Below are 14,232 nucleotides of genomic sequence, written 5' to 3'. Positions count from 1 at the left end.
TTTGTAAGTTTCGTTTTGTGTTTTTACACAGGACAAATGTTTTGGAGAAAAGGAGTGTTGAAAATGGAACGAATTATGATTACAGGTGCTTTGGGACAGATAGGGGCTGAGCTAGTCGGGAAAATGCGCAGCATTTATGGCAATGACAATGTATTAGCAACAGATATCCGACAGACTGCCGATCAATCGGGTCCTTTTGAAATTTTAGATGTGACAGATGCACAGAGAATGCACGATTTGGCAAAGAATTTTGGAGCAGATACTATGATCCACATGGCGGCTTTGCTGTCGGCGACTGCTGAAGAAAAACCTCTTCTTGCCTGGAACCTAAATATGGGCGGTCTGGTAAATGCGCTCGAAGCATCTCGTGAGCTGGGCATGCAATTTTTCACACCGAGTTCCATAGGGGCATTCGGTCCTTCAACACCTAAGAAAAACACGCCACAAGATACTTTGCAACGTCCGACCACTATGTACGGTGTCAATAAAGTCTCTGGCGAATTGCTGTGTGACTATTATCATACAAAGTTTGGTGTTGATACACGCGGCGTTCGTTTCCCAGGGTTGATTTCAAATGTAGCGCAGCCGGGCGGCGGAACAACTGACTATGCGGTGGACATCTATTACCAAGCGATTGAACAGGGAAGCTACACGTCGTACATTGCAGAAGGCACTTACATGGACATGATGTATATGCCGGATGCATTGCAGGCCATCGTCGACTTGATGGAAGCAGATCCTGCCAAACTGGTTCACCGAAATGCATTTAACGTAACGGCTATGAGCTTTGAACCTGAGCAAATCGCTGCATCTATTCGCAAACACATTCCGGATTTTAAAATGTCTTATGCGGTTGATCCAGCAAGACAGGAAATCGCAGACAGCTGGCCGGACAATATTGATGCATCAGCGGCTAAATGTGAGTGGGGCTTTAAAGCGTCATACGATTTGGATGCGATGACTCTTGATATGCTGGAAAAATTAAAAAAAAAACTTCAACTAGTTTGACTGAACTTCGTTAAAAAAGATATGAACCCAAAAATGCCATCCGCAGACTGCGGATGGCATTTTAGTTGATTAGAATAATAAGTGTGCAACGCCTACAACAATCGGCAAAGCGATAATTGTGCGAAGAAGGAAAATGATGATCAAATCCAGAATGTTGACGGGAATTTTGGACCCAAGCAGTAATCCACCGACTTCAGACATATAAATCAATTGCGTCACGGACATTGTAGCTACGACAAAGCGCGTCATTTCAGACTCGATGTCTGCACCAAGGATAGCCGGTAAGAACATATCGGCGAAACCAACGACCATTAATTGTGCAGCTTCAGCTGCTTCTGGAACACCCAGTAAATTCAAATAAGGGACAAAGGGAGTACCTAAAATAGAGAAAACAGGCGTATATTCAGCTAAGATCAATGCTACAGTACCAAATGCCATGACAACCGGTGCAACACCAATCCACATATCCAAAACATTCTTGAAACCGTCTTCGAAGAACTTGGCGATTGAACGATTGTCTTTTGCTTTTGTTAAGGCATTTTCAATGCCATGAGAAGCGACATTATAGCCTTTCGGAACATCCTCTGATTGAGATTCCTGCGGCGAACCATCTATGAATGTAGTTGGTTTATTTGTCAGCGGATAAATACGTGGCATGATCAATGCCAAGATGATTCCAGCCAAAATTACAGTAGCATAGTAAGGAAGGAAGTAGTTGGCTAGACCGATTTCCTGAATGACGACGATCGCAAACGTGATTGAAACCACTGAGAAGGTAGTTCCAATTATTGCTGCTTCACGCTGCGTGTATCTGTTTGCTTCGTATTGTTTGCTTGTCAATAAGACACCAATGGTACCGTCTCCAACCCACGACGCCAAAGCATCAATAGATGAACGTCCAGGCAGACGGAAAAGTGGCCGCATGATTTTCACCATTATCGTACCGAAAAATTCCAATAAGCCAAAATTCATCAAGAGCGGCAGGAATAGTCCTGCAAAAAGGAAGATCGTGAAAAGGAAAGACAGTAAACCGTCTCCAGCTAGAAGAAGTCCACCAGTGTTTTCATTCCAGATAGGTTCGGGACCAACTTGGAACAAGACCATGACAGCGAAAACTGCGCCAAGAATCCGGACGATGGTCCAGAACAGATTGACATTAAAGAGCTTGTCGATAAATGAAACATAGTCGGTTTCGTTGACTTTCTTCGTAATAAAGATTAATGAACCCAGAGCGGCTACAATTAAAATGCCCATCATGATCCACGGTACGATGGATTCGATAGCTCCAGCCATCAGGTTAGCAAGTACTGCTATAGTTACCATCCAAACTGTTTGCCCATCTTCATCTACTGTTGGAATTGGCACCAGAAACAGCAGGATTCCCAGTAAAGAAGGAATCAAGAATAATAGCCAGGTTGAAGCAGAAAACTTTTTCACAAATAATTCCCCCTTTTCTCCGTGCATGAATACACATAATAATAACTGATTATACAACGTTTTTCTCTATGTAAACGCTTTATAGCCAATGTTTATATTATCTGAAAACGTCCTAAAAAAACACCCCCCAACTGAGAAAAAGTTGAAGGGTGTCAGTTTAGAAGGTTTTTTCGAAATCCTCATGCCAGCGATAATTGTAGAAGCGTTCTTTCGTCAGCCAATTTTCTGTAGCTGTATCACCTTGTTGAAGCTTATGTTCCATTTCCTCAAGCATCCAGGCAGTTTGAGAGATATGAGCTTTCATCGAATTCATTTTTTGGTCACGAACTTCACGGATGTCGAAAATGACATCAGGTTGACCAAGCACCTCTACCGTATTGTTCGCAAAAGCAACACCATGCAATGTCGGACGGTCTTTCATCCGGCGGACAGCACGAACAACCGCGCGAGCAGTCGCCTCGTGATCTGGATGAACAGCAAAGTCAGGATAGAACGTGATGATCTTCGAAGGGTTCAACTCTTCGATTAAATCAGTCATCATGCTAACCATTTTCTCGTCGTCTTCAAATTCAATGGTCTTGTCGCGTAAGCCCATCATACGAAGGTCAGTCAATCCCATTGCGTCTGCAGAGGCCTGGAGTTCCTTTTTGCGGACTTCCGGCAATGATTCTCTTGTCGCAAATGGCGGATTGCCTAAGTTACGACCCATTTCGCCAAGTGTCAGACACGCGTATGTAACAGGGGTGCCTTGTTGAATATGTGTCGTGATCGTTCCAGAAACACCGAACGCTTCATCGTCCGGGTGAGGGAAGACGACCAGCACATGACGTTCTTGTGGAATTGTCATAGTGAGTCCCTCCCTTAATAACTAAACGGTGTTTCGCTAATTTGCAGCGCCACCGCCAGTTTTCCAGCGCCATCGTGTCCTGCAAGTAGCAGTCGGCCCTGATCGTCCAATTCGTAATGCGTGATGCCTTGTGCGTAGACCCAGCCATGTGGTAATTTCAGTCCGACACGGTGTGGGCTATCACCCACCACTTTTCCGAGTTCGTAATTGATGACAACGTTTCGGATAAATGCACCGGCGTTGAAAAAGCTTTCGTTAAAATGTGATGCATATGAGCCATTCGTTGTTTCCAAATGAAGGTAAACATCCTTGCGTGCGAATGCATCCAGTTCAACCTGCAATTTTTTTACTTCTACTAGTTCCATGATGTTCCCCCTATAGAATCGGTATTCTAACAGTATAGGGAATTATGCGAGAGAATGCGATTAGCTTGTTTTACGAGAACCGAAATAATGCTAAAATAGAAAGTAAGAATGTTCGCAAAAAAGGATGGATTTAGTGAAAGTCATAGTGAAGTTTGTTTTTTCAATTATTGGTATCTTACTGATTAGTGGTTTTCCAATACTGATGGGCGGATTGATGGTAGGAGAACTGCGGCTAATAGAATATGTCCGGTCGATACAGGATGCGCTAAGAAGCCTATGGCCGCTTCAGCAACTATCCGTAGAAAACTATAAGATCGGACGTGAAGTTCCGGTATTTCCACAGATTTTCGAATACATAAGCTATTCTCTCGAAATCCTTTTTCTGGCCTTGGCAGTAGCCGTCGTGCTCGCGATTTTCTGTACTATACTGACAATGCTTTTACCGGAACGTGTTCGTGATCGAATCAAAGTAGCCTTGTATTTTCTTGAATCAGTTCCCGACTTGTTAGTCATCATGTTAGCTCAACTAACTGTTATTTTTATTTTTGACAAGAGCGGCGTCTTGATTTCCAAAATAGCGGTTATCGGTGGAGAGCGGATTTACTAGTTGCCTATACTTTGCTTGATGATCCTCCCGATGATCCAGCTATATCGTTTATGTATGCTAACTTTCCAGGAAGAAGAGCGGCAAATGTATGTAGAACTTGCACGTTCACTTGGGTTTTCAAAAGTCTACATTATCTTGGTTCATCTGTTTCGCAATGCCATCGTCAGTGTGTTTTTTCAGTCCAAAAAGACGATGTGGTTCATGCTGTCCAATCTTTTTGTGCTGGAATTGATGTTTAACTTGCCAGGAATTATGCTATTTCTTCGAGACAACCTGTCACCAACAATCTTTTTGTTGACAGTCCTGAGCTTTTTTCTGCCGATGTTCATTTTCTACAGCTTGGGCGAGTGGCTATTTCTTCGCCGTTTACGCGGAAAGGAAGTGCTGTAAATGTGGAAACAGCCTATTTTTATCATTGGCTTTAGCATTTTGGCGATCTTCCTTTTCGGAAGTTTTGCCTATGAATGGATTTTCGGGAATGTGCCAAGGCAACTATTTTTCATTAAGGAAAATGGTCACGTGGTCGAAGGGTTACCGATTTCACCAAAATGGGCTTTTCCGTTCGGAACCGATCAATTCGGTTATGACATGCTCGGAAAAATTATTATCGGAGCTAAATTTACTATCATTGCAGCGTTAGCCATTGCAGCCCTTCGCATGTTAATTGCAATTCCATTAGGATTCATTTTAAGCACCTATTTGCGGCGTCACCAAACCTGGATTAGCGGCTTGATTGATTCGCTGCATTATATTCCATTGACATTATTTGCTTATTTTGTACTCATACCGGTTTTATGGATGCCAGAAGATGGGTTCTCGACAGGCATGTGGGAGCGCATCGCCATTCAAATTGTCATTATGGCATTTTTGACGATGCCCATTGTTTCCGTTTTGATTGCTAATGAATCTGCGCTGCTTTATGACAAAGAATATGTGTTAGCCTCCAGAACGTTAGGAGCTGGACGGTTTCGGATTATCTGGCGCCATTTGTTTCCGCAGATGCGAGAAAAGCTTGCGGTTTTGTACGGTCAACAAGTGATTGAGACGTTTGTTATACTGGCGCATTTGGGCTTACTGAATTTATTTCTCGGAGGTACCAAAGTTAGCTACGACCCATTGTTCGGTGATCCTCCAATGTCTATTGCATACGAATGGGCGGGGCTATTCGGTTCTACTTTCCGTTATTTGCTTGGAGCTCCGTGGCTCCCGCTAACATCGGTCCTGTTTATTTCGATTTCAATACTGTCAGTATCGTTCATGATAGAAGGCTATGTGCGTTCAAAAAATCCAAAAGTGAAAAAGAGTTCTAATGCTAAGGAGAAAAGCAGGGTAGTTGCGTGGGATAAAGAGCAATTGCGTGAAAAAATGGTGCTGTTAAAAGCGAGTGACAACACGCTAAAAAAATAAACTGAGCCATCATTAGTTATTTCTCTACTGGTGGTTCGTTTTTTCTGAAAAAAAAGAAGCCGCTTTTGCGACTTCTGCCTGTTCATTTTACAACTCAGTTACTCTAACTTCAGGTTTCGTGAATTTCGAAGCAGCCCCGTGCATAACCGGACCGACGTATTCGTTCAGCTTCCAGCCGTGTTGAATCGCTGTAGCTACAAAAATCTTAGCATTTAGAACAGCGTCTTTCACGGATTGGCCGTTTGCTAGGTTAGCGGTGATCGCAGCAGCGAACGTGCAACCTGCCCCGTGATTATAAGTTGTGTCTGTTTTTTCGGATGTTAGTAAATAATGTGTTTTGCCGTCAAACAGTAAATCAGCTGCTTTTTCATGCTTCAGCTGCTTGCCGCCTTTGATGACAACAAACTCGGCACCATGCGCGTGGATTTTTTCAGCAGCTGCCTGCAAGTCTTCAACCGTTTGCAATGCACCTAACCCTGATAATTGTCCTGCTTCCACCAAGTTTGGTGTAACAACTTTAGCGTTTGGCAATAAATACTTAATCATAGCATCGACGTTTTCAGGGAATAAAACTTCGTTTTCGCCTTTACACGCCATTACGGGATCAATGACGACATCTTCAATTCCTGAGTCGGCAATCGCTTTACCTGCCATTTCAATAATATCGACAGTTGGAAGCATGCCTGTCTTCAAGGCATCAATACCTGTGGAAAACGCTGTTTTTAACTGAGCATCTAGCGTATCCAATGCAATGGGGTGAATGCCGTGGCTCCAGCCATTTTCAGGATCCATGGTCACGATGACGGTCAAAGCGTTCATGCCATATGTTCCATGTTCTTGGAAAGTTTTAAGATCTGCTTGTATACCTGCACCGCCAGAAGTATCTGATCCAGCAATGGTTAACGTTTTTTTGAGTGTCATTCGAATATCTCCTTTAATTGAAATATGTCATTGTCACCATTTTAACAAAAATTCGAACATTTACAACGGATTGTGCTTATTTGGTGCAAGCAGTAGAACGGTTGTTGCTATGCAAACAAGCAGAAATGCAACTGCAAAAATCCCCATTAAAGCATAGCCGCTTTTGAAAAGGCCAATCGTTATAAGTAATGTTAGAATAGAAACAACAGCTACAATTAGACCAAGGCAGCCCAATCCAGCGCGCTTTGCGCCTTCTGGAGCACTTGTACCTTTGGTTTTAGAAATACTGGTGATTTTTTCGCGCCAATCGGCCATCCTGATCGCTCCTTTGGGCAATCGTACCATGAAGCTGGGATGAATAGAATATAAGAAAGAAGGGGTTTGCTTGGCGAAAGATCCGAAATTGACTGAGATCGAACGTTTGTTGGAAGAAATGAAAGAGCAGGGAAATGCGAAAGAATCCGGCTTTTGGAAGAGCACCAAATTGATAATGAGCGTCTGGCGCAATTCTTTTCTCGTACTGATTGCGGTTTTATTGCTGTTGCTGGTGGCATTGCCATTGGGTGCTTTTTGGATGATCCAAGGCAGTACCTTCACGGAAAGCAAAGGCGCTTTTTTGGAGCAGGTCCAGGACTTGAATGAATTGTCCACAGCGGAAGCTTTTTCGAAAGTCATTATTGAACGCGAGGACAATGCGGTATTTGGTCAGGAAATCGGACTTGATTTGCCTGGTACGAAACGGCAGTTGCTCGTCGTTATCCCAGGATCGGTCCGTGCTGGCATTGATTTTTCCAAAGTGTCTGAAGAAGATATTGTGCTTGACGAAGATGCCAAAACAGCGACATTGACGTTGCCGCCGGCAGAATTTCTAGGAGGACCCGAACTGTTCATGGATCAGGTAGAGGTTTATTCGTATGAAGGGCTGTTCCACAGCGGTACCGATATTTCTGAAGCTTATGAATTGGCGGAAGAGGCCAAAAACCTGATGCTCCAAGAAACAGAAGGCCAAGGTGTGCTGCAGACGGCAGAAGATAATGCAGCACGTTCCGTTCAGGAAATGTTCGGTCTAATCGATTATGATGTCACAGTAGAGTTCGAGGAGTGATGAAGTTGCAGAAACCGATTTTTCACAACGATTGGCAGCAGGTCGTCGGTGAAGAATTCGAAAAACCTTATTATTTGGAGTTGCGCGCGTTTTTAAAAGAAGAATATGCCATCAAAACTATTTTTCCCACAATGGGAAACATTTGGTCGGCTTTTGAACACACTTCATATCAAGACGTTAAAGTTGTCATTCTCGGACAAGATCCGTATCACGGACCAGACCAGGCGCATGGGCTTAGCTTCTCGGTTCAGCCCGGAGTGCCGCATCCACCGAGTTTGCGCAATCTGTTCAAAGAGTTGAAAGAAGATATTGGGTGCGATAAACCAAAAGACGGCACCTTAACAAAGTGGGCCGACCAGGGCGTCTTACTGATGAACACCGTACTGACGGTAAGAGCGGGGGATGCACATTCGCATCGCAATAAAGGCTGGGAGACGTTTACTGACAGAGTCATCCGTAAATTGTCCGAACGCGAAGAGCCAATTGTTTTTGTGTTATGGGGCAGACCTGCCCAAACGAAAAAACGGCTCATCAATCTCGAAACACATGATGTTCTCGAAGCTCCTCATCCGAGTCCGCTCAGCGCCCATCGTGGATTTTTTGGCAGCCGTCCATACTCAAAAGTGAACAGTCTGTTACAAAGCCGCGGACAGCAACCCATCGATTTCTGTTTGGACTGAAATAGAGCAGATAGACGTGTTAAAATGAAATTAATTCGAAACGGAGAGGGGGCTGTTACATGGCCATCGACACCATGCGTATTTTAAATGAAATCGACAAGCACACAACGCGCGCTCGAAGCGGCGATTCAGCGAAAGTGCGTGACTCTGTCGCGGCAATCCGCGCATTATGCGATTTACTGCTGGAGGATGATCAACCGACGATCGATAAGCAAGTACCGCGCGCCGTGCCGCTTGCTTCCCCTCAACCGCAGACGGTAACTGCCGTCAACAAGCTGAAAGAAGAAGACGCAAACGGCGATTCGCTGTTTGAATTTTAAATGAAAAGAGGAAGTCGAATATGAAGTTTTTCTTGATTGCCGGAGCGGTTAACGCCCTCCTGTCTGTCGCATTTGGCGCGTTCGGCGCGCATCTCTTGGAAGGTCGAGTTGCAGATAAGTATTTGTATACATGGCAAACTGCCGTACAATATCAAATGTTCCACTCGATCGGCTTGATCGTTGTCGCGATTTTGATGAGCTCATCATTGCTTGGTTCGCTTGGAGCTCTTAATTGGGCGGGCTATTTAATGCTTGCCGGAATCGTCATTTTCTCAGGCAGCCTATATGTATTGAGCTTAACCGGCATCAGCGTTCTTGGTGCGGTTACGCCAATCGGCGGCGTTGCGTTCATCGCCGCTTGGGTAATGGTCATCATTGCCGCAGTAAAAGCATTGTAATAGAGTGTGGGAGGACAATCCGCTTTACGCGGATTGTCCTTTTTGGAGTTGTGGAAAGTAATTAGAGTGATTTGGAAAGTATCTATGCTGATTCAGGAAGTATTTGTCCTTAAACGGAAAGTATTTTACCCAAATAAGAAAGTATATCCAAATAAATGGGAAAAATGAGCGAAGATTCGTCGCTGATTCCATGGCGAGGTGCAGTCTTGGACGTTTGAGGTGCGAAAATGGGTCCGCGAGGTGCGGTCACCACCATTCCAATAGAAAAAGCCGCCCAAAAGGCGGCTTTTCACATCATGTATTAAACTTCTAGGAATTTAACAGTTCTTTCAGCATCTAGGCGTGTACCTACATAAAATGAACCGAATTCTGCGTAACGTGCGCTGACTTCATCAAAACGCATTTCGTAGATCAATTTTTTGAATTGAAGAACGTCGTCTGCGAAAAGCGTAACGCCCCATTCGTAGTCGTCAAAGCCGACAGATCCAGAGATAATCTGTTTTACTTTGCCAGCATAGCTGCGGCCAATCTTGCCGTGTGACAACATTAGCTCTTTACGCGTATCCATCGGAAGCATATACCAGTTGTCGTCGCCATCGCGGCGCTTGTCCATTGGATAGAAGCAGATGTACTGTGAACGCTGAAGTTCTGGATACAGGCGCGCACGGATATGCGGGTTCTGGTAAGGATCTTCATCGGATTTTCCAGCCAGGTAGTTGGAGAGCTCGACAACTGATACGTATGAATACGTCGGAACGGTATAAGCGATCAGCGTCAGCTTATTGTATTCCGTTTCAAGTTCATTCAATTCGTCCATTGTTTCACGCAGCATCATCAGCATCAAGTCAGCTTTTTGGCCAACAATTGAATACAATGCGTGCGCGCCGGTTTTATTTTCATCAGCTTGGTTTATTTTGTCCATAAATGCTTGGAATTCGTCGATCGCAAATTGGCGTTCTTCGTCCTCAAGCATTTTCCAGGATACCCAATCCATCGAACGGAAATCGTGAAGGACGTACCAGCCGTCTAATGTAATTGCTGCTTCATTCATTGCTCAAACACTCCTTTTAATGTAAATCTCTCATCAACCAGTTTATCACAACGCTGCTCCAACTTCCTTCAAAACTACTGGCTGTCACCAATTCGACATGGCGCATACGGGTTTTCAGCGGATGCTGAAAAGGGTAAACTGGAGACAAGGAATTGCAAGAAGAGGAGAAATGGGTATGCCATTATTTTTTGAAGAAACATCCTGGCGTTTCTGGGACCAATCCCTGAGCGCCAAAAGCCGTTCTGCGCTTGAGTCGTTTGCAGCGGATGATACATTATGCGAATTGGTGGGATCGGGGAAAAGCGCCCCAACTGTCCGCACATGGGTTCACGATAACACAGTTGTCTTAGGCATCCAGGATCACCGGCTGCCGCATATTGATGAAGGCATGGACGCGCTGAAAGCACACGGCTTTAAGCCGATTGTCCGGAACTCAGGCGGACTGGCGGTAGTGTTGGATGCTGGTGTTCTGAACATTTCGCTAGTACTGTCGGAAAAAGATAACGCTATCGACATTTCGACAGGTTACGAATTGATGCTTGATTTGGTGGAAGAATTGTTCCCGGAAGCCGCTATCGATGCCTACGAAATCGTTGGCTCATACTGCCCGGGATCTTATGACCTTAGCATTGGCGGTCGGAAATTTGCTGGCATCTCACAGCGCCGGATTCGCCGCGGTATTGCTGTTCAGGTTTATCTATGCGTAGACGGCAGCGGTTCAGAACGTGCAAAAGTTATCCGTGACTTTTATAAAGCAGGGCTGCAGGGTGAAGAAACGAAATTCATCTATCCTGAAATAAAACCCGAAACGATGGCGTCACTCAGTGAGCTGCTGGGCAGAAATATTACGGTACAAGAAGTCGTGATAGACCTTCATGCTTTAATGGGCGCACCGGCACCGATGCCACTGCAGCCCAATGAGACGGAATTGTACGGATTTTATTTGGATCGTGTAGTTGAACGCAACCGCAAAATGCTAGAACGCTCTCTTGAATAGAAGCGTGGCACTGGTGTAGAATAACTGTTACATGAAAAATTTGGAGGTGCGCGGGTGAGCTACGCAACGCAAAAATTAGCTGAGGAAAAAGTCTTCAAAGATCCGGTTCATCGGTATATCCACGTGCGCGACCAAGTGATTTGGGACCTGATCAATTCACGTGAAGTTCAGCGTTTGCGCAGGATCAAGCAATTGGGCACCTCGTATTTAGTATTTCACGGCGCGGAACATAGCCGTTTCAACCATTCGCTTGGCGTTTACGAAATAGTCCGCAGAATTTCGGATGATATTTTCCATGGCCGTCCTGAGTGGGATGAAAGTGAACGCCTCGTCGTTTTGTGCGCAGCACTTCTTCATGATTTGGGGCATGGTCCATTTTCGCATTCATTTGAAAAAGTATTTGCTGTCGACCACGAAGAATTTACGCGAAAAATCTTGCTTGGAAACACCGAAGTCAATGAAATTCTCCAGAAGGTGTCACCAGAATTTCCAACGAAAGTGGCCGAAGTTATCGCCAAAACCTATTCGAATAAACAAGTTGTGTCATTGATTTCTAGTCAGATCGATGCGGATCGCATGGATTATCTTCAGCGTGACGCTTACTATACAGGGGTTTCCTACGGCCATTTTGATATGGAACGGATACTGCGCGTTATGCGCCCGCTGGATGATCAAGTTGTCATCAAATCGAGCGGCATGCACGCTGTCGAGGATTACATCATGAGTCGCTACCAGATGTACTGGCAGGTCTATTTCCATCCGGTTGCCCGCAGCGCAGAAGTCATTTTGCGCAAAATTTTACAGCGTGCGAAGGAACTGAGCGAAAGCGGCTATAAATTTGAACAGCCTCCAACTCATTTCTTGTCATTTTTTGACCGCAGCTTTACGTTGAAAGATTATTTGGCGCTAGATGAAGGTGTCTTAATGACTTATTTCCAACTATGGATGACCGAACGCGATCCGATTCTTTCGGACTTGTGCGATCGATTCGTCAACCGGCGCTTGTTCCAATATGTCGATTTTGATCCCGCTAATAATTACAAAAAGCTTGGCGAATTGGAGGAACTATTTCGTTCAGCCGGTATCGACCCAGAGTATTATTTGATTGATGACTCGACATCCGATCTGCCCTACGATTTTTATCGTCCGGGCGAGGAAGAAGAACGCCTGCCGATTCATCTATTGATGCCGAACGGCGACATCAAGGAATTATCGCGGTTGTCACAAATTGTGGACGCCATTTCAGGCAAACGCAGAACCGATTATAAATTGTATTTTCCAGCTGAGCTATTGATTGATGGCAAGAAAAAAGCCATCAAGCAGCAGATTTTGGAAATGCTTCGAGAAGGAGGGGTCTAGTTGCTCCAGGAACATGCAAAAATCGTGGACTTTATTGCCATCGCGGAAGGTGTAACCGGCCGCAAGAAATTGCAAAAAATGATTTATATAATGAAAAAGATGGACATGCCGTTTCAAGAAAAATATGAGTTCCATATTTATGGGCCGTATTCGGAGGAATTGACTGCTCGTGTAGAGGAATTATGCGATATGGGCTTTTTGTCAGAGGCATTGGAAGATAAAGGCTCTTACGTCCAATATAAATACGCTGTAACGGAAGAGGGCATGGAGTTCCGCAAGGTTTTAGGCAAATCCATTTTGGATACCCCAATGACCGCCGGGAAACTGAATGCCAGAAGCGGTCGATTTCTGGAATTGACTGCAACACTCCTGTATTTTGACAATTTAAGCTGTCAGGAACAGATCGACAAGCTTCACGCTGTCAAAGGAAAGCTGAACTTTACGGCAGAGGAAATAGATGAAGCTTTCGCTTTTATAGAGGAATTAAGTTCGTAGGAAAAGGGGCGAACGAAAAAAACTCCCGTTACGGAAGTTTTTGAGTAGTTATTAATAGAACAGGCACTTTCACTTTTCTCGGTGTCTAGTTCCAGCAGCCAGATTCTAGGGTCATAAGTCACGCTGGCTGTGCGGCTGAAAATACGCCGCTTCGCCAGCGCGTCTTATGCCCGTCGAATCTACACGGCTGCTTTCACTTTTCTACTGTCCAGTTGCAAGTGCCTAGCTCCTCGGGACATAAGTCAACCCAACTGTGTGGCAAAGAACGCCACACTGCTGGTCTGCCTTATGCCTGTCGGGGGCCCGCAGGATGCGGGTCAGCTAACCGTTGCGACAGGAAGTCGCGATTTTAGGTTAGCTTCAGCTTTTGGCCATTTCCGCCTCTCTATTGATCGCTAAAGAGTTTGCCTTTTGTTCCGTAGTCAGTTTTTTTCAAGTCTTCGATAAAGACGGTAACATTTTCGATAGGTGCGCCTGTTGTTTCAGAAACAGCTTCGGATACCTTTTCGACAAGTGCACGTTTTTGGTCTTCTGTGCGGCCTTCGAGCATTTTTACAGTTACGTATGGCATAATGGACACAGCTCCTTTTCTTAAGAATACTATCATCATAGCAGAACGGAGGATTCAGACAATGGCGAACGAAGAAAAACCAAAACAAAAAGTAGGCTTTACCATTATAAAAAACGATCCGACGGGCGGCCATAAAGGCTACGGCATCGGGTCTTTATCCCTGGAAAACGTCTCTCCGCTGTTCATCGACGTGGAAGAGCAGGAAGCTTTCATTGATATCGGTGCGATGCATGCCCGCAGTGAAGTAGAGCGCGGCATCAAATTTACTACTAATCCGGAAGATTCGGCGGGTGGAAAAGATTATTGGCTCGTGTGGATCACCATCGATTTTAATCCAGAAGGTCCTTATTACGCAGGCATTGCTGCGTGCGAAATGGTGGTCAACCGTGAGAAACGCCGTGGCTATAAGAATTTAGCTGATCACGTCAACCGCATGGACAAGTCGATGAAGCGCAAAATTCTTGTCGATCAAATGGATGACTCATCGAAGAAAGTGCTCGCTGAATATCTGGAGTCTCATAACCCTGAAATGTGGCAGCGCAGCGCAGAACAGCTTCATCAAGATCTGGGTTGCAAATAAGAGAATTCCACTTGGCCAATAAATTGCTCAAGTGTAAAAGTGGAATATCTATTAAAAATGCAGTTTTTTGAACAGAATATGACA

General features: G+C 44.8%; 19 protein-coding genes. 12 read left to right on the top strand and 7 right to left on the bottom strand.

Annotated elements, in window-relative coordinates; all coding sequences use genetic code 11:
* The first annotated feature begins 63 nt into the window (after positions 1-63).
* Positions 64-1,008: an L-threonine 3-dehydrogenase gene (locus tag BBH88_RS14890; protein WP_065536588.1), complete on the top strand. Its 945-nt coding sequence runs from the start codon at positions 64-66 to the stop codon at positions 1,006-1,008.
* A gap of 69 nt (positions 1,009-1,077) precedes the next feature.
* Here the strand turns inward: BBH88_RS14890 and BBH88_RS14885 are convergent, their stop codons facing one another.
* The 3 genes from BBH88_RS14885 to BBH88_RS14875 form a co-directional block, all read right to left on the bottom strand.
* Positions 1,078-2,445: a YjiH family protein gene (locus BBH88_RS14885; protein ID WP_006829303.1), complete on the bottom strand. Its 1,368-nt coding sequence runs from the start codon at positions 2,443-2,445 to the stop codon at positions 1,078-1,080.
* Positions 2,446-2,602: 157 nt separating this feature from the next.
* Entirely contained in the window at positions 2,603-3,292 is a 690-nt protein-coding gene (gene bshB2, locus BBH88_RS14880) for a bacillithiol biosynthesis deacetylase BshB2 (RefSeq protein WP_006829302.1), read from the bottom strand.
* A 14-nt stretch (positions 3,293-3,306) separates the two neighbouring features.
* Positions 3,307-3,657 (bottom strand): YojF family protein, encoded by a 351-nt coding sequence (locus BBH88_RS14875; RefSeq protein WP_006829301.1) that lies wholly within the window; start codon positions 3,655-3,657, stop codon positions 3,307-3,309.
* 133 nt (positions 3,658-3,790) lie between these two features.
* Between BBH88_RS14875 and BBH88_RS14870 the strand changes: the two genes are divergently transcribed.
* From BBH88_RS14870 to BBH88_RS14860, 3 genes are read left to right on the top strand one after another with little or no spacing between them, the layout of a single operon-like run.
* Positions 3,791-4,264, top strand: coding sequence for a hypothetical protein (locus tag BBH88_RS14870; protein ID WP_006829300.1), 474 nt, complete (start codon positions 3,791-3,793; stop codon positions 4,262-4,264).
* Positions 4,265-4,654: an ABC transporter permease subunit gene (locus BBH88_RS14865; protein WP_331243576.1), complete on the top strand. Its 390-nt coding sequence runs from the start codon at positions 4,265-4,267 to the stop codon at positions 4,652-4,654.
* Positions 4,655-5,671: an ABC transporter permease gene (locus BBH88_RS14860; protein ID WP_065536589.1), complete on the top strand. Its 1,017-nt coding sequence runs from the start codon at positions 4,655-4,657 to the stop codon at positions 5,669-5,671.
* A gap of 87 nt (positions 5,672-5,758) precedes the next feature.
* On the opposite strand, the gene pdxK is transcribed toward BBH88_RS14860, so the two are convergent.
* Both pdxK and BBH88_RS14850 read right to left on the bottom strand, forming a co-directional pair.
* The gene (gene pdxK, locus BBH88_RS14855) at positions 5,759-6,592 is read right to left on the bottom strand and encodes a pyridoxine/pyridoxal/pyridoxamine kinase (RefSeq protein WP_006829297.1); all 834 of its coding nucleotides are present in this window, start codon (positions 6,590-6,592) and stop codon (positions 5,759-5,761) included.
* A gap of 60 nt (positions 6,593-6,652) precedes the next feature.
* Entirely contained in the window at positions 6,653-6,907 is a 255-nt protein-coding gene (locus tag BBH88_RS14850; protein WP_006829296.1) for a hypothetical protein, read from the bottom strand.
* 70 nt (positions 6,908-6,977) lie between these two features.
* Between BBH88_RS14850 and BBH88_RS14845 the strand changes: the two genes are divergently transcribed.
* Genes BBH88_RS14845 through BBH88_RS14830 form a run of 4 tightly spaced genes read left to right on the top strand, consistent with a single transcriptional unit; the run spans position 6,978 to position 9,095 of the window.
* Positions 6,978-7,697, top strand: coding sequence for a DUF4230 domain-containing protein (locus BBH88_RS14845; protein WP_006829295.1), 720 nt, complete (start codon positions 6,978-6,980; stop codon positions 7,695-7,697).
* On the top strand, positions 7,697-8,377 hold the full coding sequence (locus BBH88_RS14840) for a uracil-DNA glycosylase (protein WP_006829294.1): 681 nt from the start codon (positions 7,697-7,699) through the stop codon (positions 8,375-8,377). Before BBH88_RS14845 ends, BBH88_RS14840 begins: the two co-directional genes overlap by 1 nt.
* Positions 8,378-8,436: 59 nt before the next feature.
* The gene (locus BBH88_RS14835) at positions 8,437-8,697 is read left to right on the top strand and encodes a YwdI family protein (protein WP_006829293.1); all 261 of its coding nucleotides are present in this window, start codon (positions 8,437-8,439) and stop codon (positions 8,695-8,697) included.
* A 20-nt stretch (positions 8,698-8,717) separates the two neighbouring features.
* Entirely contained in the window at positions 8,718-9,095 is a 378-nt protein-coding gene (locus tag BBH88_RS14830; RefSeq protein WP_006829292.1) for a DUF423 domain-containing protein, read from the top strand.
* A gap of 301 nt (positions 9,096-9,396) precedes the next feature.
* On the opposite strand, the gene hemQ is transcribed toward BBH88_RS14830, so the two are convergent.
* Positions 9,397-10,146, bottom strand: a complete 750-nt coding sequence (gene hemQ / locus BBH88_RS14825; protein ID WP_006829291.1) for a hydrogen peroxide-dependent heme synthase — start codon at positions 10,144-10,146, stop codon at positions 9,397-9,399.
* A 175-nt stretch (positions 10,147-10,321) separates the two neighbouring features.
* Between hemQ and BBH88_RS14820 the strand changes: the two genes are divergently transcribed.
* From BBH88_RS14820 to BBH88_RS14810, 3 genes are read left to right on the top strand one after another with little or no spacing between them, the layout of a single operon-like run.
* Positions 10,322-11,143, top strand: coding sequence for an octanoyl-[GcvH]:protein N-octanoyltransferase (locus BBH88_RS14820; protein WP_065536590.1), 822 nt, complete (start codon positions 10,322-10,324; stop codon positions 11,141-11,143).
* Between the two features lie 54 nt (positions 11,144-11,197).
* Entirely contained in the window at positions 11,198-12,502 is a 1,305-nt protein-coding gene (locus BBH88_RS14815) for an HD domain-containing protein (protein WP_006829289.1), read from the top strand.
* Positions 12,503-12,997: a YwgA family protein gene (locus BBH88_RS14810; protein WP_006829288.1), complete on the top strand. Its 495-nt coding sequence runs from the start codon at positions 12,503-12,505 to the stop codon at positions 12,995-12,997.
* A gap of 385 nt (positions 12,998-13,382) precedes the next feature.
* Here BBH88_RS14810 and BBH88_RS14805 read toward each other — a convergent pair whose 3' ends face one another.
* Positions 13,383-13,568: a 2-hydroxymuconate tautomerase gene (locus tag BBH88_RS14805; RefSeq protein ID WP_006829287.1), complete on the bottom strand. Its 186-nt coding sequence runs from the start codon at positions 13,566-13,568 to the stop codon at positions 13,383-13,385.
* A gap of 61 nt (positions 13,569-13,629) precedes the next feature.
* Between BBH88_RS14805 and BBH88_RS14800 the strand changes: the two genes are divergently transcribed.
* Positions 13,630-14,148, top strand: coding sequence for a YwhD family protein (locus BBH88_RS14800; RefSeq protein WP_006829286.1), 519 nt, complete (start codon positions 13,630-13,632; stop codon positions 14,146-14,148).
* The last annotated feature ends 84 nt before the right edge of the window (positions 14,149-14,232 follow it).

Origin of the sequence: Planococcus antarcticus DSM 14505 (genome assembly GCF_001687565.2) — a bacterium.
Classification (GTDB): domain Bacteria; phylum Bacillota; class Bacilli; order Bacillales_A; family Planococcaceae; genus Planococcus; species Planococcus antarcticus.
This window is presented reverse-complemented; position numbering and strand designations above follow the sequence as displayed.

Bases quoted from the DNA above. Each gene is read 5' to 3' on its own strand.
- BBH88_RS14890 (WP_065536588.1), top strand. From the start codon at position 64: ATGGAACGAATTATGATTACAGGTGCTTTGGGACAGATAGGGGCTGAG.
- bshB2 (WP_006829302.1), bottom strand. From the start codon at position 3,292: ATGACAATTCCACAAGAACGTCATGTGCTGGTCGTCTTCCCTCACCCG.
- BBH88_RS14875 (WP_006829301.1), bottom strand. From the start codon at position 3,657: ATGGAACTAGTAGAAGTAAAAAAATTGCAGGTTGAACTGGATGCATTC.
- BBH88_RS14860 (WP_065536589.1), top strand. From the start codon at position 4,655: ATGTGGAAACAGCCTATTTTTATCATTGGCTTTAGCATTTTGGCGATC.
- pdxK (WP_006829297.1), bottom strand. From the start codon at position 6,592: ATGACACTCAAAAAAACGTTAACCATTGCTGGATCAGATACTTCTGGC.
- BBH88_RS14850 (WP_006829296.1), bottom strand. From the start codon at position 6,907: ATGGCCGATTGGCGCGAAAAAATCACCAGTATTTCTAAAACCAAAGGT.
- BBH88_RS14840 (WP_006829294.1), top strand. From the start codon at position 7,697: ATGAAGTTGCAGAAACCGATTTTTCACAACGATTGGCAGCAGGTCGTC.
- BBH88_RS14835 (WP_006829293.1), top strand. From the start codon at position 8,437: ATGGCCATCGACACCATGCGTATTTTAAATGAAATCGACAAGCACACA.
- BBH88_RS14830 (WP_006829292.1), top strand. From the start codon at position 8,718: ATGAAGTTTTTCTTGATTGCCGGAGCGGTTAACGCCCTCCTGTCTGTC.
- hemQ (WP_006829291.1), bottom strand. From the start codon at position 10,146: ATGAATGAAGCAGCAATTACATTAGACGGCTGGTACGTCCTTCACGAT.
- BBH88_RS14820 (WP_065536590.1), top strand. From the start codon at position 10,322: ATGCCATTATTTTTTGAAGAAACATCCTGGCGTTTCTGGGACCAATCC.
- BBH88_RS14805 (WP_006829287.1), bottom strand. From the start codon at position 13,568: ATGCCATACGTAACTGTAAAAATGCTCGAAGGCCGCACAGAAGACCAA.
- BBH88_RS14800 (WP_006829286.1), top strand. From the start codon at position 13,630: ATGGCGAACGAAGAAAAACCAAAACAAAAAGTAGGCTTTACCATTATA.